Genomic DNA, 21,159 nt, shown 5'->3' on the forward strand with positions numbered 1-21,159 from the left:
AAGGATGACTGCTAGCCACCCTATTTAAGTACATCGATATCAATTGTATCAATCCATATTTCTTCATTTGGATCCACTGTTATATATATTTTTATATAATCACCATTTTTTGTATTGACCTCTAAGTTTTGAAGTATCCAATTATTTTGAACAAGATCTGCTTTTCTAGATGTATAAGTTAATATTTTATCTTCATTTCCTAATTTTAAAACAACACTGCATTCTGTATTTCCATTTGAGTTTAACCACAATGAAGCATTAACTACCCTATCTTTTAAATAACTAAATTTTTCATCATTAAAATCTATATATCCTATCAAAAAGCTTTGCTTTTCTTGGGTATCATTAGAGGCCTTGATAGAGCTTGTGCCTTTATGAAATTTCTCTGAATCTATGACCCCTATATTTGTTTCATCATCCAAATTCATGTCTTCACTGAAAAAATCAGATATGGTTTCAGTGCTATTATCTTTTATCAATATGTCATTGATTTCTTCAGTGTGGTCTTCAGTATTGTCTTGACTGTTCTGTTGGTTTTCTGTATCAGTAATTGTCGATGTGTCATTTTCTTTGTTTTTATTAATCTCATCTGCATTTGCTTCAATAGTTGTATCATTGCGCAGCTTAATTGTATCAATTATTTTATCTACAGCAAAAGCGATGACTGGTATGAGTATTATTAAAATAACAATTGCTTTGCTTTTTATTTTATATTTGAATCGTTTTCTTGATAAATTTTTTCTCATTGTATGTACTCTTTTACTCTCTTGTCTTTCAGGGTTTATCAGCTTATATAGATTTGAAGATTTATAATCACTGACCAGGTCAATCAGTCTAATATATTTATCTTCTAAACAATTCGTTATTAACCTAGATATGTCTGGAGGTATGTGTTTTAAAACTTTATTATCCTCAATCTCTTTTCCAGAAAAAATTATATGTAAAACATTTGCTATAGCTCTTAACACTTCTTCTGTTCCAACATTTATGTAATTAGGTCGTAACAATAATATCCCTGCACTCCCCATACTTCCATTCTCATATATTTGTAAGCTGTTATGATTAAACATCGATAAAAAAATCCTGTTCGGCTGGTTTTTAAGTCTAATTATTTTATTCATTATAAATGAAGTATAATTGATTTGGCTTGCGAGAGTCATCTTGTTTGAAGAAATGTATTCTTCTAGAGAATTATTTCGATTATACTCTGTTATAATATCTATGGATTCGTCAGTCTCATATATCTCTTCAATTGCATTTACATTATTTTTAAGATTATCAAAATCCACATCAGATACTACTGTTTTCTCTGTTATAGAGTTTAGCAAATATAGATTATTGTTTTCTTTATGCTTACATATAAAAATCTTTTGATAATCATTTTGTACATATGTATCTATAATCTCAAAATTTTCTAAATATGCACTATCCATATAATCTTCCTCTCGATGCAATATATTAATATTCTACCATTTTCTATTACAATTGTCATATTGTTTCGACAAAAAGAAAAAAGATATGCAGATTAACAATCCACATACCTTTTTAGGTTTATATAAATAGTTGTATTTCAGAATTTACTGCATCCTTGAGGTATTCATATACTTCTATTATTTCTAGCTCTGGTATTAGCTCTTCTTGTTTAAAACCCATAACTTCCTGAGAAAGCTTACAACCATAGAATTTTACTCCTTTTTTTCTTGCTCCATTCAGAAAGTCTTCTAGCATAGGCTTATTTTTATCTTGCATCATTTTCTTCAACATTCTTTGACCCATTCCGCCCATGTTCATTCTGCTAAGAGTAAGTTTTTCTGTTCCTTTAGGAGTAAAGATACTAAACATCTTTTCAAATATTGACTTGTTGCTCATAATGTTTTTATCTGGATCTCTTAAAACTAGCAATCCCCAAAATGCAAAAAACATAGTTACTTCCATATGTAGCTCTCTTGCTCCATTTGCAAGTATAAGTGCTGCTAAAGCTTTATCATAATCACCACTAAATACTAAAAGATTTAATCTTTTTTCCATTAAATACACTCCCTAACAATAGTAAACATATTTTCTCCTATATGAGTGTATTTAATTCAAATATCAAGGTTTAAATATTATACTGCAGCTATACTATTATAAATTCAGCATCTGCTAGTGTTTTCTTAAGTTTAAGCGCTATACTATGACTTTCCATATCCTCTCCGTCAGGTGATGCTCCCATAACTATATGTGTTATGTTATTTTTCACTGCAAAATCAGCTATAGCCTTTATTACGTCCTTTGATCTAATAACAGTAAGGTCAGCTCCAACCTTTTTTGAGACACCAAACAAATATTCTAGTGCTTCTCCATCACTACAGTTATTTAAAAATTTATCTTTTTCGTTAACTACATGTATGACAAATAGATTATCTTCTTCATTATTTACTTCATGATGTCCATTCATAATAAGTCGTTCACAAGTCTTTTGTTGTGTAACACAAACCATTACATTTTTAATGCTTTTCATAAGAACACTCCTTTCAAAAGAAAGTAATAGCAGTCCTTTCAAGTTTATTATCCGAAATATTACTAAATATATTGCCGACCTATTATATTATATCAATGTATTATATAAAAATAAAGAAGTATACAAGCCCTGAATATGAATTTAAATCATTAAATCTATCATTCTCGCAGTAAAAAATACATATCTCGTTAGAAGATATGTATTTTTTATTGCAAAAAACATTTCAAGAAATAGTATTGTTTTGAAGAGTTTTTTTATAATAATCAATGCACAATTTGACTTAATTAATACACCATGTTGTTTACTCTAATTTCATTTACGTCATTTTTAATAAACTCTATATTAATTGTACTAGTATTATCAAAGTCTGAAGGTACTTGAAATGTGACTAAAGCTCTATTACCAGTATATTTAATGTCTTTTACAACTGCATCATTCCATTCCTTTGTATAAACTAAATCTGAAATATCTTTATATAAGATGCCATTTATCTCGTTGTATCCACACATATTATATATCTGCTCAGCTACATCTTTTGTATAGATTTTTTGTAAATAGGTCATTACTTTCTGCTTTGTATTAATGTCTACATCTTCAATTTTCATTGCAGATAAATCATTCTGATTAATTATAGGATTATTACCACCTTCACTAACATATCTAGTTGTGTCTGCAGCTCTAACGAGTAATAGTAGTGCCTCACTATCAGATAAAAATTTATCTTTATTTAATTTAGAAAATATTACTAATATAATTAAGACAAACGTGATAGCCAATACTATATAATTTATTCTGCTTCTCATATTTTTCTCCTCATATTATAATAATATATAGTCATTAAATATATCCTCGAGAGAATGATATGTTTTTTCTTTATTCATAAATAATTATATCATAATTGTAAAAATGTATATATAGTTACATTTTTTAGTGGCAATATCAATTCCTTTACATAACCATGATTTTGAAAAATTACATGATTACCAAAATCACAATATATTGTATCAAAAAAGAAAAAGCTGAGGATTATTCCTCAGCCTCTCTAAATTAATTCTGCCACTCAATAGCAGATTTCATTTTTAAATATTCATCTTCATACCCTAAAAGATTTTTGTCTCTCTGCAAATATTCTTTCAAATAGTCAACTGCATCTTGAATCAGTTTGTCCAATTCTTTTTCAGTTATAAGCAGTCTCAAGATAAATGGCAACACCTTATATATATTGGTTACTACCAAATTATATTTTAAATCTCCTGTTCCACTTCCTAATGCTTTCTCTGCCTGAATAACTAGGCTTAAAACCACCTGCTTAACGAACTTTTTCTTGCCTCTCTTATAAGAAAAAGCTAGTAAGCATATAAATATCACTACTAGCAATAAATCTAACCAATATGTTTTAAAAAAATCATTCATTTTGACTTCCTCCATATCACTTTTTATATTTATCAAATGTTTTTATATATACTCCTCATATTATCTAAACAATTCATTTTGGGATCAGCTGTTTATCATGAACATCTAGACCTTCAGCAATTCTTTTATGCCGCTCTTTACACAAGCCATCAGTAGACTCTATATATTCTCACTTCCTTTGAGAACAATAATCATCTATTTTGTAATTTCTGGCTGAATTTGTTTCAAAGCATTTTTTAACTTATTTATTAGTGTCGGAATTTTATTACCAAATACTACATTTATCTTATATCCCCCAGGTTCATATACTTCTTGGACTTCAATAATTCTAGTATCTAGTATCAGATTTTCTGTATCATATTTTATCGTAACAATATCTCCTAAGTTATAATCTTTTCCATATTCTAAGTTGGAATAAGTCAATATTTGAGCTTCTAATGTTTGTTCTGAACCTAGCTCTTTTAACATTCTTTCTCCATAGACGATTAATTCTGAGGTAGTTTCTTTATCTCTTGCATCTGTAAATTCTTCAATTCTTTCCAGTCCAACTGCACTTCCAACTACTTCTATATTCCTGTCAACACCTTCACCTTTTCCAGCAACATAGATAACATTTTTACGGTTAGTATCATTATAGATATAGTTTTGATTGTTTAAATTATCAAAGCTTTTACTGAAAATGACAGGTGAATTAATGCTTTGATTAATTGTTAAGTCCCTACCATTTAGCACATCAAACAAGATTTTCTTAGATTCATAATCTATAAACATATCCCAGCCAATGCCAGTGATATTAGAAATATCAGTTAATTCTGCTGCCAGATTCTTAAACCTGCTTTTCCATTCCAGTGTTATGCCTCTGTTTTGATTGGGATTTATCTGAACTATATCTATTTTTCTGTTAATATCAAACGGATTAATTATATGATTATCAACGTAATGCTTCATAACAGTTTCAGCATTTCCTCTGATCTCGTCATTTGTAAATCCTGCTGGAGGAACTACTGTTCTTTGGGTAGTTATATATTTAAGTTGGTATCCTTTTATTGTAACAGTTTCAATACCATTTTCATCTTCACTTATTTGACGATATTTGATTATTCCAGCTTTACAAGTATCATTGTCAATTATAATGAAGTTATTCTTTTGTAATTTATCAACATTTTGCTTTTTCTTGTTTATTGTAATTTGAAATTCTCCTATATCATGATAGCTCCTAGTAAATATTAAGCTTTCATAATCATCTATCTCTCCAATAAGCTGTAATTGTTGAGATAATATTCTTATTGGTTTCATACTTCACCACCTTTATAAGAAAACTAGGCAGCAAAAATTTTTATTCTGCCTAGTTTTGTGTTTTATATGCGTTAAAGCCTTGGTTAATCTAGAAATCAATACTTGTAATTTCTTTGTACTGTTCTGGTGTAATTTCTCCAAACGGATTAGTCTCTGTTTTTACTGCAAGTCTTAATTGTTCTACACTTACCCACTTCATATTGAATGCTAGTTTCCAAAATACCACTTTACATTCCTCCTTGTAATAGTTGTAGTTTAATATTTGCTAACTCTTTCCCTAACACATTAATAGTGTTGTCTTTCTGTATGTTTGATAGTTTTAACATTGTTACTTCTTGCCCTAATAATTCTAATTCACTAGGTTCTACAGGATCAACCGTTCTTGCCATAGTTTCAAATTCTAGTGTATCTACATTCAGAATCTTTACATCTATGCTACTATCAAGTATTGCGTTTTCAAGTTCTATACTTTCTACTTCTAATAATATAATATCCGTTTCGTTTATCTTGCTTGGAACAGAAGGATATTCAGCAGTTGTTATTAACCTATCACTTTTAATTCTTATATTGAGCAAAACTTTCACCTCCTACTTACTCCTACTTAAAAGCTATATATCTATAAGGATTACTTGAAGTTTTATTATTATTTGTAAAAATACTAAGACTAGAGTCAAAGTATATTTTAAATCCACCTGTTACAATTTCAAAAACAACCGTTGGCTGTGCGCCATCCTTTACGACAGGATACCCATTAATAACAAGCCCACCATTATAATCACTGTTATAATAAGTAGTCTTACCATTTGCGTTAAAGAGCAATACAGCAGAAGGAGTAAAGCCTAAATTAATTATTCTTGTTGCTTGACCATCACCTGTATAAATTCCTGTAACATATCCTACATTACTGTTTAATACAAAATCACTTGCATGTTTCCCATCTAACAAATCTGCATCTAAACCGCTTCCGCTTCCATCAACAGTTTTCAACAACGTTAATATTTCACCTGCTGTTTGGTCACCCTTTGCTCCAGCTTCAATTCCATTAAGTTTGGACTTATCAGCTGCACTCATAAATCCATTTGCTGAAGTAGTTACAACTGTATGAGCAGTCCCACCAGCTCCAACATGGCTAGAAGGTGCATAAGGATGTGCATGATTTCCTTTATCATATGCTGTTTTTACTGCTTTACTTGATGCTACAGTTGTAGAGTTTGTAGATGTAACACTATCGCTTATTGCTGTTTTATCTACTTTATTCTGCTCTAACTCAGCCATTAACGTAGAAATACCACTTATTTCACTATCAGTGTATTTTTTTGCATTAGCTTCAGCAGTATCTGCTTTATTCTGCGCTCCATCTTTTGTTTCAAACATTTGCTCATCTAAACTCGAGATAAAATCTTCAAATTGCTGTTGCATTGCTGCGGTATCAACCTGTATTAAGCTGTTAACAAGCCCGCAAACATTTGCATCGTATCTTTCGTCTGTTACATTGCTTGGAGCAATAGTGGTAATATTATGAACTACAAGTACCTGCGCCAAGCTAATTTCGTATGTCATATCATCTCTAGTTAGTTCTTGAGCAACTGGATTTACAGATGGTACTCCTTTTTTTATGAAAGCTTTAATGTGTCTGCTCTCAGGATTTTTATCTAGTCTTAAAACTATTCTGTCTATCCTATCGTATGTTCCATCTGCTTCGTCATGTTCTAAGATTAATGAATCATCTGTATTATGATAGAAATAGCCTTTTATCCAGGCCTTACCTGATTTAATTCTAGCTTTTCTATCTGTACCACCGTAATACACACTGAGATTTTCTCCGCCGTTGAAAATTCCATCTGTCAAAACACTATTAAAATAATCTGCAAAATCATCTGCGTTATATACTCTATCTCCTTCAATATGATTAAAGAAGCTTGATTTTTCAGGCATTAACATCACACTCCTATATACCTATTCTTCCATTTAATTTTTACCTTGGCATTTTCCTTTCCATAATCTGCATCATAATTCAACTGATTAAATCCAGGTTTTAGTTGAAAAAATGAAGAGTTAAGATCGATATAGCCAAAAGCATCTGATTCAATTCCTGTAGCATTGTTTTTCAAAATTACTTCTTTATTTCCAAAAGCTGTTGAAATAATTAAAGATTCGTTCTCTGATATGGCTTTAATAACTTTTATAAATTCTCCTGTATCTACATTAACTACCTTTGGATTTACTGCTGGTCCTGTAAATTCTAAAAATATAGGGGTATAAACATTCCCTTTATTTTCGATAACTTTATTTACTCTTGAGCTTCTGCCTGCAAACTTCATCGGCAGTTCTAAAGGGAAAGCTAACCCTCCTACCCAGTCAGCCATCTCCTCACTTTCTATATAACTATCTGTCCAAAAAGGAGAAGGACAGATGAGTGTAAAAGTAGCTACTTGAAATCCAAATCCTTTATTATCACTGCCAGCAGGAAATACTGGAGCCATATCCACTACTGTCTCAATTTCCTTTGTAAAATAGTCGTTTTCATACCTTAAAACTCCCCTATCTAATTTAGGGTTTAGCACTTTCAGCAGCTCAGCTCTTCTTTGATACATTTCTTCTTCTGTATCAGTTAAAATAACTATTTGAAAAGATATGGTTCTAGGTTCTAGTACTGTCCCTATATACGTTTGCCCGTCTTGGGAAGGAGCTTTCTGCATCTGAACATTTGCTTCACTTCCTCCTGAACCCTCGTAACTTTGTAGTAAATATGGTTTACTTTGTCCTAAAGTAATAATCTCTCCTTGAGAGTTAATAAAGATAAATCTTTCCAACCTATACACCCCATTCTAAAGCTAGCAGCCTTGACGCTTCTAAAGTTTTTCTTTTTATAATACTTGGACTTAATGGCGTAGGACTGTTTATAGTTATATTTTGAGTTATACCACCTCTACCTAGCATACTTCTTGTTTCTTCATTACTGTATACTCTAGCTCCTGTAGGCAATTCAATAAGCTCAGGTCCTTTTTCTCCCACTATTGCCATACCAGAACTAATTATCATTCCTCCATCAGCAAGCAATGGTATACTAGGTATTTTGGGTAATCCTATTGTAAATCCGCCTACTGTGCCTACAAAAGGAATTTCGATGGTTGGAACTTTAATTTTAATATTGTTTAATCCACCTATAAACTTATTAATACTTTTTAGTATAAAGTTAATTGAATCTTTAATATTGCCGACTATACTATCCCATATTCCTTCTACAAATTTCTTTATACCGTTCCATATTGATTCAAATATATCATTTACTACTGTCAATCCCAGCTTTATAGTTGTTTTTAAATATTCTACATATTTATCTAAAATATCATTTATTCCTTGCCATATATCTGAAAACAACTGTTTTATACCATTCCATAATCCTTCCCAGTCGCCTTTAAACAGTGATGCGAAGATATTAAATATATCCTTAAATATTTTTATAGAAGTATCCAATATTGAATTAATTAAATCCCATGCTGCTCGAAATATAGCAGTTATATCATCTCCATATTTTTGCCACAGAGCTTTTACAGTTTCTATAAATAGCTCTACGCCTGACTTTATAGCTTCAAACCATGACGCAAACAACTCTTTTATATTATTCAATGTTTCTTCATTGCTTACAGCCCAAACCTGAACCCATGCTATCAATTCCTGTATTAATCCAATAAAGAATCCAACACTTTCGCTCATAAATTCGAATGCTATTTTAAGCACTTCCTGAATAAACGGCATGTTCTCTAGTACCCAGTCAAAGAATTCCTGAAGTATTGGAATCAATGCTGTTCCTATCTGTGTAAGTATTGCATTTCCTGCTTGTTTAATTGCATCCATTGTTTTAGAAAACTCTACGTTGCTATTTATAGCTTCTTCTGACATAACTATTCCTAACTCACGTGCTTGATCCTTATATTGTTGTATTCCTTCACTTCCTTGCTCTAACAAAGGAGTTAACTGGGTTGCATTACTACCAAAAAGCTCTGTAGCTAAAGCATTTCTTTCAGTTTCATCTGCCATATTAGCAAGCTTCATGATTGCTTCATTGAAAACCTCATCAGTTGTTTTTAAATTACCCTCTGCATTTTTCAAGTTAATACCAAGAGTTTCAAAAGCTTCTGTATTATTCATTGATTCATTCATAGCAATTGCTGCTGATTGAATAGTTGAAAATTCAACGCCGGTTTGACTAGCTGTAAATTGTAACTCTTGAAGTTGAGTGGTAGATAATCCGGTCATATTACTTATTTTTTCTAATTCCAAGCTCATTGCCGAAGCTTTATTAGCTAAATCTAGCACAGAACTTCCTACACTTACTACAACATCTGCTACCATTTTCCCAAAATTAGAAGCAGTCTGAGCTACTTTTCCTATATCTTTTAAAATACCACCTTCAGCTTTATTTTTTGATTCTTGTCCACCCTTATCAGGCTGTTGCACTACTTGTACAATCTGCTCTACTTGCTTTATTTGTTCTATCTGCGTTATTTGTGTTATCTGTGTTATCTTTTCAGGCTGTTGTTTTTTCTTATTACTTCTTTTTTTATTTTTTGCCACTATCTCACCACCTTTATTAGAAGACAGTTTTTTATCTTCTTTTTAAGTGAATTTTTTTAATTTCTTCTGCTTTAGCTATTATGTCTTCTTTTGAAAGTTTACTTTCTTCAGACATTGGCTTTTTGATCTGACTTACAAACTTATTCCATGGTATTTTTTTCTTTATAAAGGGATTATTATAGTGCCCTAACCACATATCCCAAGCAGATTTAACCATTTCATCTTCTTTTGCTCTTTTCATGATCCTTTCAATATGGTTCAATCCTTGTTCAAAATTCATCCTAAGAATATAATCTATGTTTCCATATCTACATAGTAAAAAGTCAATAACATCTACTTCATCAATTTCGCTGCTGATGCAAAAAAATTTTCTAAACCCTCTAGCTTACCAAAAGCTTTAAACAGTTCTATGGTCTCACCTATGCTTAACTTTTTAAGCTTCTCGCTTTCTATTCCAGATAGATCTGTCAAGAATTCAAATATCTCATCTTCAGCATAATGTAAATTTTCAAATAGCAGTAAAGACAATTGCAGTCCTTGCTCTTGAGTTATTTCATTATTATGTTTTCCTGTTCCATTTTCAGTGTCGATGAAAATGTCTTTTACTTCATTTTTTATTCCAGTTTTCTTAATTATTTTTGACATAGTAAATACATCTTGAAATTGTAGATTTCTCATTTTTATTTGCATGATATCACTCCTTTGGATAAGGTAAAGCACTCTATTAAAGAGTGCTTATGCTGTTATTTGCTCAATTTTATATATTGGAGATTCTAGATTAACGGGATCATAATGAGCTGCAAATATAATCTCAATTGCTAACTCATCCTTGTCTACCATTTCCATAGTAAGTCCATTATCACTTAATGGATTATACAAGGTTATTATCTTATTTTCTCCCCCTACAGTCGTTCCTACTAATGCAATATTCTTTAGATAATGACTATCTGACAAGCTACCCTTACCATTAGTAATAGCCCCTGTTGCTTCATCAATATTAGTACCTGCTAATGCCAGCTTTAAGTTTTCTTGAGATAAGTCCATTAGTCGAACAGTAAGTGAAGCATTCTCTCTTATTATTCTTCTCATTCCTTTTGTCTTACCTCTTATACCATCATACTCTATCTCTTTAAACTCTTGCTCTACTAAAAATGAGTTGCCACCCTTGCATGGTCCTAATAATCTTTCACTTCCATCTGCTTCTCCATAGTTTACATACACTACTCCTGTATCAATTACAATGTTCTGGATTTGTTGTGTTGTTAAATTCATTATAATTCCTCCTCAATTTTTGATATTTTTGCAGCATGCTTGTTTAAATTCAATTATTCTTACATAAAACTCACCTCCCACAATTGCCAATTACTAAACATACTAACCAAACACCATTCTCGAAATAGCTTGTCTAGCAATTTGATGCTTTGTATTAGTAGTATCATAGCTAAGCTTTATTACTTGCGAAGTTTCATTCTCAAACCAGTTTGATATTCTCATCATTTCCTCTGCTGATACATGCCTTTCCTGCAATGTATAGCTATATCCATTGATGAGTTCAATTATCAGCTGCATTTTCATTTCCTCCTATTCATTATTTTTGAAGCCTAACTTTTTCAAGTTATTTCATTTTATACCTTATTCCCTTCACTAATAGTCCACAATTAATAAAAAGTTAAACGCTTTTAAGCAATATTATAAAAATTTTTTTATTTTTTTTGACTTTTTTATTCTATTTAAACCTCGTTTAATTGTAATAGACACATTTTCCTTAGTTACCCTTAACTCGTCTGCTATTTGTTGCATTGTTTTATCCTCCAAATAATACATAACAATAAATTCTCTCTGTCTTTCTGTTAGATCTTCTCCGATTACTTTATACATTGTTTTTTTCATTTTCTGTATCTGAGCAAAGTTTGTCGATGATGCGACATTCAAATACATTTCTGAATGAAACAGGAGAAAATCTTGATTTTCTTGTGTTAATTGTGTATTTTTCACTTCTCCACCAACTCTTATTATAGTAGTTAAGAACTTCTTTTCCGGCTTCCCTCACATCTCTTTGCATTTCTAATAAAGGTTTAAGCCTATCCTTTATGTCATCTATTCTTAGCTCTATCTCATAATTTTTCATGCGGTCTTCTTTATTTGTAATACTTATCTCTAAACTTTTTATCTCTAAATTTAATCCTTTGATTCTATCATTAAGTATTTCTAATGATCTTATATAATCTTTTCCTAATTCTTGAAATTCAACTTCTGACCTCATTTAATCCCCCCAATCTATCGTAATTTTGAAATTAAAAGATATTTTCAGCCGTTTAATATGGATAACTTCTTTATGTTATATTTAGTATCATCTCTTAATAAATTTATATTACCACTTTACCGAACTAATTCAAAATCAACATTTCCTTGTTTTCCGGTCATATTTTACCATTTTACCGAACTATTTTGCTTTTTCTTGGCCTTTCTTAGTAAATCTTGTTTATTTTACCGAACTTTATGATATAATATTGATAAGGTAGACAGTAATTATCTTGAAGGAAGGGATATAAATGGCTATAGGCGCTAATGTCAGAAGAATAAGGAATGATCGAAATATATCTATTTTAAAGCTAAGAGAGCTTACTGGACTTTCTAAATCAACTATTAGTGATTTAGAAAATGATAAGAGCAGCCCAACAGTAGAAACTCTTCAAAAGATTGCAAATGCTTTAGAAGTTGACGTTGAAGACTTCTTTAAATCAGAACAAAAAAATGAAGAAAATACAAAAAAATGGGATAACAAAAAAAATAGTGATACCAACTTAGCTAAGGAAGCTGAAAATATAGAGTTTACAACACCTGAGCAAGCAATGAAATTTATATTAGAACAAAATGTGATCATGGGATTCGGTGGATTTGACATCAACAAAATGTCGGATGAAGAGGTTGTAGAATTTGCTAATGAGCTTTTAAGACAGTTAAAATTATTAAGCTACAAATATAAAAAATAACATACTATTTACTGCATTAGGAGGGATATTGTGCAGCGTTATGAATGGATTGATAACTGTATCCTTGGACTATTTGATATATATAATAGTTACGATGTTTATGAGCTCTATAACTGCTTAGAAATAAAAATAAAAAAATTACATAAAGACAATATTCTGCTTCAAGGCAATGATGCATTTTATCAGAGAAATTATCTAGATGAAGAAATTGTTTTTATTAGGGATGATCTTGACTATAAATATGAGAAGTTTGTTTTAGCACACGAACTAGGACATGCTATATTGCATACAGAAATCTATAGTGCTGCTTTCAATAAATCGTTATTGAATAAAGGAAAATTTGAGATGCAATCTAACTATTTTGCTTTTAAGCTGCTGGACATAAAAATAGATAAGAACGAATTTGAAGGCTTTACTTCAGAACAAATCGCAAAGGCCTTATATGTATCTGAAGAGTGTTTAGTTTATAGTGTATAAAAACAATAGGGTACATTAAAAAGTAAAGATAATCTTTTAAAACAGCTGTAAGCTGACTAAAACAGACAAGTCATTATAAAAAATTAAAGCCACTTTGATTTATTTTCAAAGTGGCTTTAATATAAAAATCTATATGGCGGGAATATGTGGGAATCGAACCCACCCAGGACGCTCCTAACGCCCCGCGCTGGTTTTGAAGACCAGAGGGCACACCAGCACCCATCTACTCCCATTAATTCGACACAAATAGTATTATAAGATATAATCATAGTTTTTGCAAGGTCAAATTTTGTAAAATAATGAAGTCTTTATAAAAAGGTCATAAGCAATGTTTATTAGTCGAATTTTTATCCAATTTCTCCCAGGTTGCTTTGTATTTTAAATCTATCTTTATCGTATATTAGATAGATTCCTTTCTCTTTTTCTCTGTTTGACTGCTGATCATGGTAATAAAGCGTTATATCAAGAACTATCTTAGTATTTTTGTCATAATTATTAATAATATACTTATTAATTTTGTAATCTACTAAATCTTTATATGTTGCTTCATAATATGACTTAAGAGTACTAAAATTTACACTTCTTTGCTTCTGATAATATACAATATTACTCAGTCTATTATAATTCTTCTTTAAAATACTTTCATAATAGTCTTCAACAATTTCAGTAGGACTACTGTAGTTATTGTTAACAATTAATTGGCTAAATGCTAAAGGTTCTCCAATACTATAATGCTTGCCGAAAATTTCTTTTCTTTCGCCTTCTATTAAAATTTGTACTTTTTCAATTCCTTCTAAAGCAGTCAAGCTGTTTACTATAGAATATAATAATAAGGCTTCTTCCTTTTCATCGTAACTTTCATCTATTAAGTTTTTTGTGAAGCTAATATATGCTACATTATTTTTTGTTGCAATAGATAATAATTCAGTTTCATGCGGTATTAGGTTCTTTAGACTTTGAACTTCAGTGCCCTTAAGCAGTTCTCTAACTACAACATTTTCAATTTTTTCATTTTCAATATTCACTGTTCTCACTTCTCTACTTAAATACCTTTCCCTAGCTTCTGGAAAATAAAGATCTATCTTAACTTGCGAAGCCCTAGGAAGTGGGCTAATTGGCGGATAGCTATTATTGTCTTTTTCAATAATATTATAATTTTGGCATCCAGTAAGTGTAGCGACAACAAATATAAGTAATAACACAAGTTTACGTTTCATTATAATCCTCCAAATAAAATATTATATGTTAGATGTCATAAGGTATTTTTATATAGAAAATGCTACCTTTTCCAAGTTCACTCTCAACTTCAATTACTCCTTGATGTAAGGATATAATCTGATGAGCTATTGATAGCCCCAATCCTGTTCCTCCTGTATTTCTAGTTCGTGCTTTATCAACTCTATAAAATCTATCAAATATATGAGAGATGGACTCTTTTGGTATCCCTATACCATTATCCCTAACTTCAATAACAACGTATCTTCCTTTATGATATAGAGATACATTTACTTCTCCATTCTCTGGAGTATACTTTATGGCATTATGAATAATATTTATTACAGCTTGTTGTATCTTTTCAGTATCAACTTTTATTTGTATCTTTTCATTTAAATCTAGTATCAAATCTATTTTTTTCTGCTGAGCTAATGGTTTCATCCTATTTATAATTTTTTCTAATAAAAAATTAATATAAGTTATTTTATAGTTTACATGTAGCTTCTCTTTATCTAAATCTACTAATATTAGTAGCTCTTCGATTATATTATTAAGTCTATCTACTTCCGCAGATATATCATTTAAAAATTCTTTGTATATAAGTATGTTGCTTTCATTTTGATGAATTAATGATTCAGATAATAATTTTATCGAACTAAGTGGAGTCCTTAATTCGTGTGAAACATTGGCAACAAAATCTTTTCTTTGATTATCAACTTGGTCAAGTTTTAATATCATTGTGTTAAATGCATCACCCATTTTTTTAAATTCATCATTTGTGTTAATGTTTATCTTCTGCTTTAAATCTCCTTGAGACATTTTAATAATAGCTTTAGTAAATCTATCTATAGGTCGAAAAACAACTCCAGAAAATATAAAGCTAAATATTGCAATAATCAAAATACTAGCTAATGAAATTATTATAAGCTGCTTGTTTATATGTCTTACAGTCTCATAAATATCATCTATTGGAACTGAAATCAATATAGCTCCAATAACATCATTCTGGATCATAACAGGAACTGAAATATATAGCACGTGTCCGTATTCCTTGAAAAAATACACATTTGAAGCAGTTATTCCTCTTAGAGCATCTTTTATTTCATCATGCTTGAAGCTTTCTCCAATAAATTCTTTATTAGAGTCACCTTTTACAATACCATTATCATTTACAACTATTATTCTAGAATTTATCTCTTTACTATAATTTTCTACAATTAGATTCATATATCCAAGAGGCTCAATTATCTGATTTGGTTCTAAATGATACTTTATGTTATTAGACAAAATATTAGCTCTAATAAGAATATTTGATTTCCGCTGTTCAATATATACATTAAGGATTGTTTGACTAATAAAAGTATTTATAAGCAATAAAGAAATAATTACCAATAATAAATAGGTGGAAACAAGTTTCCACCTTACACTAAAAAATCTATTATGTTTCTTAAGACTTACTCCTAAAATAGTAACCAACTCCCCACTTTGTTAGTATATACTCTGCCTGACTAGAGTTTTGCTCTATTTTTTCTCTCAGACGTCTAATATGAACATCTACCGTTCTTAAATCACCAAAATATTCATATCCCCAAATTATTTCTAATAGTTCTTCTCGAGTAAATACTTTCCCAGGGTTTGAGGCTAATAGGAGCAATAAATCAAATTCCTTTGCAGTTAGATTAATATCCTGTCCCCTTACAGTAACTTTTCTTCCAAGAGTATTAATAGTAAAATTCTCTACCTGAATTACTTGTTCTCCTATTTTTGTTTCCTTGCTATTTGCTCTTCTTAGAATAGCTTTAATTCGAGCCTTTAGTTCAAGTATATTAAATGGCTTGGTTAAATAATCATCTGCTCCATATTCTAATCCAAGTATTTTATTTATGTCCTCCCCTTTAGCAGTTAACATTATGATTGGAACTTGTGACTTTTCTCTGATCTTTTGACACACCTCAAGGCCATCAATCCCAGGTAGCATTAGGTCTAAAACTATCAGGTTATAGTCACCTTTCTTTACCTTTTCTAGAGCATCCAATCCATCATAAGATACATCTATATTATATCCATCTTGTTCTAAGCTATACTTTAACCCCTTTACCAGCAAAGCCTCATCATCTACAACCAAAATCTTGGTGTCCACAATATCACCCCAAATATTATTTTACATAATGGACTAAAATCATTATATTTCTTACTATATATCTTCTATATTATTTCTATTAATCCTCTTTTTTCGATAAAGATTTATTAATTCTACTAAATTTTATTAGTATAATACTCTGTTATCGCCAACACGCTTAGTTATTTTTATTTCATCCAAATATTCTAATATTGAAATTGCAAGCTTTCTATTAGTATTCAACAAATCTCTAAGCTGAGCAACGTTTATTGAACCATTATCTTTTATATATTGCTTTAATGCTTCAATGCCTTCAATGTATGCATCCTTATGGATAATATTATCCTCTTTCAATCTGACTAGTATTCCTGATTCTAATAGTACATCATAAACCTGCTGTATGTCATTTTTATTATAGTTCAACAAATCAAAAAGCTCATCCTTCTTTGGTGGAGTAAATTTGTTATCACGATATACTTTTTCAATACCATTTTTTATTTCAATCTGTGTATCATTAAACACAATTTCGAATTCTTTCAGTGCAATACTTTCATTTACTTGTTTAATAATTCCATCTTCAATCAGTTTGTTAATAAAGCTATCACCTAGCTTAGGTTTAATAGTACTCAAGTATTTGCTTCTAACCTCTTCTTTCGGCATCCCTGGTTTTAACGGATACTTATGATGGAATTTATTTAGTTCTTCAGTAATCTTTCCTGTCAAACTATTTAAATACGTTACATGAATAACATGTACATCCTTTAATAAGCTAAAGGATATGACCTTTCGTTCTGCTAGTAACTTCTTCACTGTTATTTCAACCTTATCCTCCGGAAGTACGGTAAACACCGAAAGATCTTTTAAACTTGGGAAAATCTTGCTCTTGTCAAGAATAATTTTTTCAACTACTTCATTTATGTCGCCTTTCTCTTTCAATTCAAGCTCTTTTATAACTTCATTATCAAATCTTTTTCTCTTTGGAGGATTTGACTCTAATATTTCCCCACCCCCAATAGTCATCATAGGTGAATAAAATCTAATAATAAATCTATCACCACGTTTTGCAACAATGTGCTCCTCTAGTCTGAGCTGGGCATAACAGCTTTCTCCTGGTGTTAATTGTTCTCTATCTAAAAATACAACTCTACACAGCACTTCACTAGACCCAATATATAGCCTTAATCTAGTCCTATTATCTATAATTCTCTGTGAGTCTTCTAATAGCTTAAGCTTAACATCAACCATCATAGTTGATTCCATTGAGGCTATAGGTGCTATTACATCTCCCCTGTTAATCTCTGACTTCTTTAGGCCAGCAATATTTACCGCAACTCTTTGCCCTCCATATCCGACCTGACTGTCATGTCCATGTACTTGTATAGATCTTATTCTTCCCTTTTTATTTCCTGGGAAAACCTGTATTTCATCCCCTACATTTAGCTTCCCCGCGATTAGTGTACCTGTTACTATAGTACCAAATCCAGTTATGGAAAAAACTCTGTCAACTGGTAATCTTGGAGTTTCAGCATCATCTCTTTCCTGAATTTCTTCTGTAAGTATATCTATAGTTTGTATTACTTTATCTATTCCCATCTTTGTAATTGAAGATACCGGCAAGATTGGACTATTTTCTAAAAAAGTACCTTTAACATATTCTCTAATATCTTCTTGAACCAATTCTAGCCACTCGTCGTCCACAAGTTCAGCCTTTGTTAAAACAACTACACCCTTTTCTATACCAAGTAGGTCTAGAATATCTAGATGCTCTTTTGTTTGAGGCATTATTCCTTCGTCTGCTGCTACAACAAGTACAACTATATCTATGCCCATTACGCCAGCAAGCATGTTTTTAATAAATTTTTCATGCCCAGGAACATCAATAATTCCTGCTCTTCTTCCGCTAGGTAAATCAAAGTAGGTAAAACCTAGTTCAATAGAAATTCCTCTTTCTTTTTCTTCTTTTAATCTGTCAGTATCTCTACCTGTTATTGCTCTTATTAAAGTAGTTTTGCCATGATCTATATGTCCAGCTGTTCCAATTATTACGTTTTTCAACTAAAAACACTCCTTTAGATATTATCTACCAAATGTTTAAATCCAGATACGATAGTGTCAATTTCCGCTATATCAACAGTTCTCATGTCAATAAATATCCTGTCTTTATATAGCCTAGTAATTATTGGAGTAGGAAGTTGTCTTAACTTTCTTTCTACCATGGAAACACTAGCTTCATTTGAGTAGATCATCACACATTTTGTTGGAATTTGTTCTAAAGGCATTGAACCTCCACCAACTTGTGAGAAATCATCAACTACCTCGATTTTTAGCACATCATTTATGCTATCAAATAATCTATTTTGTAAAAGAAGTGCCTTTTGATTTAGTTCTTCTATTGGTGTAGTAAGCATTTTAAGAGTCGGGATATCCTCTAAAGCTTCCTTCTCATCTAAATATAGCTTCAAAGTTGCCTCTAACGCTGATATAGTAAATTTGTCAATCCTTAATGCTCTATTTAAAGGGTGTTTTTTCATAATATCTATATATTTCTTTTTACCTATAATTATACCTGCCTGAGGTCCTCCTAAAAGCTTATCTCCACTAAATGTTACTACGTCTACTCCAGCTTTAATTGATTCTTGAACAGTAGGTTCATACTCAAGTCCATATTTACTTAAATCTATCAGGACACCACTTCCCAAGTCCTCCACTACAGGCACATTATACTTTGCTCCTAGTTCTACCATTTCTTCTAATGATACATTTGAAGTAAACCCAAGGATTCTATAGTTACTCGTGTGAACTTTCAGTAACGCTGATGTATCTTCTCCTATGGCTTTTTCATAATCCCAGTAATGAGTTTTATTTGTAGTTCCCACATCAACGAGTTTTGCGCCACTCTGCTCCATTACATCAGGGACTCTAAAAGATCCTCCTATTTCCACTAACTCGCCTCTTGAAACTATAACTTCTTTATTCTCGGCAAGGCTGCTTAGAACTAGCATAACAGCTGCCGCATTGTTATTTACAACCAAAGCAGCTTCTGCTCCTGTAATTCTCTTAATTATATCTTCAAGATGACTGTATCTTGACCCTCTAGAACCTTTTTCTAGATCAAATTCTAGATTATTATAACTTGAAGCTATTTCCACTACATTGTTAATTATTTTATTGCTTATTAATGAACGTCCAAGGTTAGTATGAATAACCACTCCAGTACCATTAATAACTTTTCTTAATCTTGGTTTTAATTTACCTTGAACTCTTATTTCAATTAATTCTGATATGGTTTGTATTTCATTATCTATTTCGTCTAAGGTAATACTTCCCTGCGATATTAAATTTCTTAATCTTTCTATTTCTTCTCTTATTGATTCAAGCACAATTTCTCTAGGCATCGTTTCTAATAAATGACTTATTTTTTGCTCTGAAAGAAGTTGATCTACTTTTGGTAATCTGCTAAAAAGATTAATACTATTTTTCATAGTCTATTCATCCATCCTATCTTTGTTAATTTAATCATAGCTTTTTTATTCTACAATTATATATGCAGCTTCTTTCTCTGTCACTTCACCAATACAGCTATATTCTGTAGGACTATCCTTAAGTTCATCCAGTAATAAATCTAGCTTATCCTTTTCAACTGAAATAAGTAATCCTCCAGAAGTTTGAGGATCAAATAATATATCCTGCATAGCCTGTGAAACATTATCAGAAAATCTAACTTTATCTCCGATAAAACTCATATTAGAATAAGCACCTGAAGGCACTAAACCCATCTTTGCAAATTCGACAGCTTCTTTTATTACAGGGATATTCTCACTTCTAAGTTTTATACTGACTCCACTGCCTTCAGCCATCTCTAGTGTATGTCCTAAAAGCCCAAAGCCAGTAATATCAGTGCAGCTATTAGCTCCAACTTTAATCATTGCATCTTTTGCATGCTTATTCAATGTTGTCATCACATGTACTGCTTTGTTATAAGCCTGTTCTTCTACCATTTGTGCCTTGATTGCTGTATTTAATATACCTATACCTAGTGGTTTAGTCAATACAAGCATATCACCTACTTTTGCATTGCTATTTGTCAAAACATCATTTGGGTGAATAAATCCACTTACACACAGACCATACTTAGGCTCATTATCTTCTACTGTGTGTCCCCCTATGAGTATAGCATTTGCCTCTGCAACTTTATCAAATCCTCCTTTTAATATCTGAGCCATTATATCCGGAGATAAGCAGGTTGGAAAACAGATTATATTCATTGCAAGCTTTGGATCCGCACCCATTGCATACACATCACTTAATGAGTTTGTCGCAGCTATTTGTCCATAAGTATATGGGTCATCAACAACAGGTGTAAAAAAATCAACTGTCTGAACTAGTGCAGTATCATCATTTATTTTATAAACTGCTGCATCATCAGAAGTTTCTATTCCAACTAATAAGTTTTCATCATACGATTTTGGTAATTGACACAGAACCTGTGCCAAGGTATCAGGACCTATTTTAGCAGCTCAACCAGAGCTTCTAGAGAGCTCAGTCAATCTTTTTTCTTTTTCGCTCAT

The 21,159-nt window shown here is 31.2% G+C and carries 25 protein-coding genes and 1 tRNA gene; 2 read left to right on the top strand and 24 right to left on the bottom strand.

The window, feature by feature from the left end:
* Positions 1–20 precede the first annotated feature (20 nt).
* The 17 genes from HNR33_RS00540 to HNR33_RS00620 form a co-directional block, all read right to left on the bottom strand.
* Entirely contained in the window at positions 21–1,433 is a 1,413-nt protein-coding gene (locus tag HNR33_RS00540; RefSeq protein ID WP_429079118.1) for a hypothetical protein, read from the bottom strand.
* 118 nt (positions 1,434–1,551) lie between these two features.
* The gene (locus HNR33_RS00545; RefSeq protein WP_429079119.1) at positions 1,552–2,028 is read right to left on the bottom strand and encodes a DsrE/DsrF/DrsH-like family protein; all 477 of its coding nucleotides are present in this window, start codon (positions 2,026–2,028) and stop codon (positions 1,552–1,554) included.
* Between the two features lie 88 nt (positions 2,029–2,116).
* On the bottom strand, positions 2,117–2,500 hold the full coding sequence (locus HNR33_RS00550; RefSeq protein WP_429079120.1) for an adenine nucleotide alpha hydrolase family protein: 384 nt from the start codon (positions 2,498–2,500) through the stop codon (positions 2,117–2,119).
* Between the two features lie 284 nt (positions 2,501–2,784).
* Complete coding sequence (locus HNR33_RS00555; protein WP_429079121.1) at positions 2,785–3,303, bottom strand: DL-endopeptidase inhibitor IseA family protein; 519 nt, start codon at positions 3,301–3,303, stop codon at positions 2,785–2,787.
* A 244-nt stretch (positions 3,304–3,547) separates the two neighbouring features.
* A complete protein-coding gene (locus HNR33_RS00560; protein ID WP_429079122.1) occupies positions 3,548–3,913 on the bottom strand; it encodes a hypothetical protein in 366 nt (121 codons plus the stop codon).
* 195 nt (positions 3,914–4,108) lie between these two features.
* Positions 4,109–5,209 carry a siphovirus ReqiPepy6 Gp37-like family protein gene (locus HNR33_RS00565; RefSeq protein WP_429079123.1) on the bottom strand — a complete coding sequence of 367 codons (1,101 nt, stop codon included), beginning with the start codon at positions 5,207–5,209 and terminating at the stop codon, positions 4,109–4,111.
* Positions 5,210–5,297: 88 nt separating this feature from the next.
* Positions 5,298–5,435: an XkdX family protein gene (locus HNR33_RS00570; protein ID WP_429079124.1), complete on the bottom strand. Its 138-nt coding sequence runs from the start codon at positions 5,433–5,435 to the stop codon at positions 5,298–5,300.
* Between the two features lies 1 nt (position 5,436).
* Positions 5,437–5,784, bottom strand: coding sequence for an XkdW family protein (locus HNR33_RS00575; protein WP_429079125.1), 348 nt, complete (start codon positions 5,782–5,784; stop codon positions 5,437–5,439).
* 22 nt (positions 5,785–5,806) lie between these two features.
* A complete protein-coding gene (locus HNR33_RS00580) occupies positions 5,807–7,144 on the bottom strand; it encodes a tail fiber protein (RefSeq protein WP_429079126.1) in 1,338 nt (445 codons plus the stop codon).
* A gap of 5 nt (positions 7,145–7,149) precedes the next feature.
* Positions 7,150–8,022, bottom strand: coding sequence for a phage tail family protein (locus HNR33_RS00585; protein ID WP_429079127.1), 873 nt, complete (start codon positions 8,020–8,022; stop codon positions 7,150–7,152).
* Position 8,023: 1 nt separating this feature from the next.
* Positions 8,024–9,787 (bottom strand): phage tail protein, encoded by a 1,764-nt coding sequence (locus HNR33_RS00590; protein ID WP_429079128.1) that lies wholly within the window; start codon positions 9,785–9,787, stop codon positions 8,024–8,026.
* Between the two features lie 31 nt (positions 9,788–9,818).
* Positions 9,819–10,067 carry a hypothetical protein gene (locus tag HNR33_RS00595; protein WP_429079129.1) on the bottom strand — a complete coding sequence of 83 codons (249 nt, stop codon included), beginning with the start codon at positions 10,065–10,067 and terminating at the stop codon, positions 9,819–9,821.
* A gap of 53 nt (positions 10,068–10,120) precedes the next feature.
* Positions 10,121–10,477 (bottom strand): hypothetical protein, encoded by a 357-nt coding sequence (locus HNR33_RS00600; protein ID WP_429079130.1) that lies wholly within the window; start codon positions 10,475–10,477, stop codon positions 10,121–10,123.
* 45 nt (positions 10,478–10,522) lie between these two features.
* On the bottom strand, positions 10,523–11,059 hold the full coding sequence (locus tag HNR33_RS00605) for a hypothetical protein (RefSeq protein WP_429079131.1): 537 nt from the start codon (positions 11,057–11,059) through the stop codon (positions 10,523–10,525).
* 102 nt (positions 11,060–11,161) lie between these two features.
* On the bottom strand, positions 11,162–11,356 hold the full coding sequence (locus tag HNR33_RS00610; RefSeq protein ID WP_429079132.1) for a hypothetical protein: 195 nt from the start codon (positions 11,354–11,356) through the stop codon (positions 11,162–11,164).
* A gap of 120 nt (positions 11,357–11,476) precedes the next feature.
* A complete protein-coding gene (locus HNR33_RS00615; RefSeq protein ID WP_429079133.1) occupies positions 11,477–11,725 on the bottom strand; it encodes a sigma-70 family RNA polymerase sigma factor in 249 nt (82 codons plus the stop codon).
* Positions 11,658–12,050: a hypothetical protein gene (locus tag HNR33_RS00620; protein ID WP_429079134.1), complete on the bottom strand. Its 393-nt coding sequence runs from the start codon at positions 12,048–12,050 to the stop codon at positions 11,658–11,660. Before HNR33_RS00620 ends, HNR33_RS00615 begins: the two co-directional genes overlap by 68 nt.
* Before the next feature lie 289 nt (positions 12,051–12,339).
* Between HNR33_RS00620 and HNR33_RS00625 the strand changes: the two genes are divergently transcribed.
* Entirely contained in the window at positions 12,340–12,780 is a 441-nt protein-coding gene (locus tag HNR33_RS00625; RefSeq protein WP_429079135.1) for a helix-turn-helix domain-containing protein, read from the top strand.
* A gap of 30 nt (positions 12,781–12,810) precedes the next feature.
* On the top strand, positions 12,811–13,257 hold the full coding sequence (locus tag HNR33_RS00630) for an ImmA/IrrE family metallo-endopeptidase (RefSeq protein WP_429079136.1): 447 nt from the start codon (positions 12,811–12,813) through the stop codon (positions 13,255–13,257).
* A 134-nt stretch (positions 13,258–13,391) separates the two neighbouring features.
* Here HNR33_RS00630 and HNR33_RS00635 read toward each other — a convergent pair.
* The 7 genes from HNR33_RS00635 to selD all read right to left on the bottom strand — a co-directional run bounded on the left by HNR33_RS00635 (position 13,392) and on the right by selD (position 21,159).
* Positions 13,392–13,488: transfer RNA gene (locus HNR33_RS00635), tRNA-Sec, on the bottom strand.
* Between the two features lie 116 nt (positions 13,489–13,604).
* Positions 13,605–14,474: a GerMN domain-containing protein gene (locus tag HNR33_RS00640; RefSeq protein ID WP_429079137.1), complete on the bottom strand. Its 870-nt coding sequence runs from the start codon at positions 14,472–14,474 to the stop codon at positions 13,605–13,607.
* 28 nt (positions 14,475–14,502) lie between these two features.
* Entirely contained in the window at positions 14,503–15,759 is a 1,257-nt protein-coding gene (locus tag HNR33_RS00645) for a sensor histidine kinase (RefSeq protein WP_429079138.1), read from the bottom strand.
* 160 nt (positions 15,760–15,919) lie between these two features.
* Positions 15,920–16,612, bottom strand: a complete 693-nt coding sequence (locus HNR33_RS00650; protein ID WP_429079139.1) for a response regulator transcription factor — start codon at positions 16,610–16,612, stop codon at positions 15,920–15,922.
* Between the two features lie 126 nt (positions 16,613–16,738).
* The gene (gene selB, locus HNR33_RS00655) at positions 16,739–18,646 is read right to left on the bottom strand and encodes a selenocysteine-specific translation elongation factor (RefSeq protein ID WP_429079140.1); all 1,908 of its coding nucleotides are present in this window, start codon (positions 18,644–18,646) and stop codon (positions 16,739–16,741) included.
* A gap of 14 nt (positions 18,647–18,660) precedes the next feature.
* Positions 18,661–20,073, bottom strand: coding sequence for an L-seryl-tRNA(Sec) selenium transferase (gene selA, locus HNR33_RS00660; protein WP_429079141.1), 1,413 nt, complete (start codon positions 20,071–20,073; stop codon positions 18,661–18,663).
* 45 nt (positions 20,074–20,118) lie between these two features.
* The gene (gene selD / locus HNR33_RS00665) at positions 20,119–21,159 is read right to left on the bottom strand and encodes a selenide, water dikinase SelD (RefSeq protein ID WP_429079142.1); all 1,041 of its coding nucleotides are present in this window, start codon (positions 21,157–21,159) and stop codon (positions 20,119–20,121) included.

It is taken from the genome of Brassicibacter mesophilus (genome assembly GCF_050433385.1).
Classification (GTDB): domain Bacteria; phylum Bacillota; class Clostridia; order Tissierellales; family Proteiniboraceae; genus Brassicibacter; species Brassicibacter mesophilus.

Excerpts from the sequence above, each read along its gene's own strand:
- HNR33_RS00540 (WP_429079118.1), bottom strand. The coding sequence starts at position 1,433 with ATGGATAGTGCATATTTAGAAAATTTTGAGATTATAGATACATATGTA.
- HNR33_RS00545 (WP_429079119.1), bottom strand. The coding sequence starts at position 2,028 with ATGGAAAAAAGATTAAATCTTTTAGTATTTAGTGGTGATTATGATAAA.
- HNR33_RS00550 (WP_429079120.1), bottom strand. The coding sequence starts at position 2,500 with ATGAAAAGCATTAAAAATGTAATGGTTTGTGTTACACAACAAAAGACT.
- HNR33_RS00555 (WP_429079121.1), bottom strand. The coding sequence starts at position 3,303 with ATGAGAAGCAGAATAAATTATATAGTATTGGCTATCACGTTTGTCTTA.
- HNR33_RS00560 (WP_429079122.1), bottom strand. The coding sequence starts at position 3,913 with ATGAATGATTTTTTTAAAACATATTGGTTAGATTTATTGCTAGTAGTG.
- HNR33_RS00565 (WP_429079123.1), bottom strand. The coding sequence starts at position 5,209 with ATGAAACCAATAAGAATATTATCTCAACAATTACAGCTTATTGGAGAG.
- HNR33_RS00580 (WP_429079126.1), bottom strand. The coding sequence starts at position 7,144 with ATGCCTGAAAAATCAAGCTTCTTTAATCATATTGAAGGAGATAGAGTA.
- HNR33_RS00595 (WP_429079129.1), bottom strand. The coding sequence starts at position 10,067 with ATGAATTTTGAACAAGGATTGAACCATATTGAAAGGATCATGAAAAGA.
- HNR33_RS00600 (WP_429079130.1), bottom strand. The coding sequence starts at position 10,477 with ATGCAAATAAAAATGAGAAATCTACAATTTCAAGATGTATTTACTATG.
- HNR33_RS00605 (WP_429079131.1), bottom strand. The coding sequence starts at position 11,059 with ATGAATTTAACAACACAACAAATCCAGAACATTGTAATTGATACAGGA.
- HNR33_RS00610 (WP_429079132.1), bottom strand. The coding sequence starts at position 11,356 with ATGCAGCTGATAATTGAACTCATCAATGGATATAGCTATACATTGCAG.
- HNR33_RS00615 (WP_429079133.1), bottom strand. The coding sequence starts at position 11,725 with ATGTATTTGAATGTCGCATCATCGACAAACTTTGCTCAGATACAGAAA.
- HNR33_RS00620 (WP_429079134.1), bottom strand. The coding sequence starts at position 12,050 with ATGAGGTCAGAAGTTGAATTTCAAGAATTAGGAAAAGATTATATAAGA.
- HNR33_RS00625 (WP_429079135.1), top strand. The coding sequence starts at position 12,340 with ATGGCTATAGGCGCTAATGTCAGAAGAATAAGGAATGATCGAAATATA.
- HNR33_RS00640 (WP_429079137.1), bottom strand. The coding sequence starts at position 14,474 with ATGAAACGTAAACTTGTGTTATTACTTATATTTGTTGTCGCTACACTT.
- selA (WP_429079141.1), bottom strand. The coding sequence starts at position 20,073 with ATGAAAAATAGTATTAATCTTTTTAGCAGATTACCAAAAGTAGATCAA.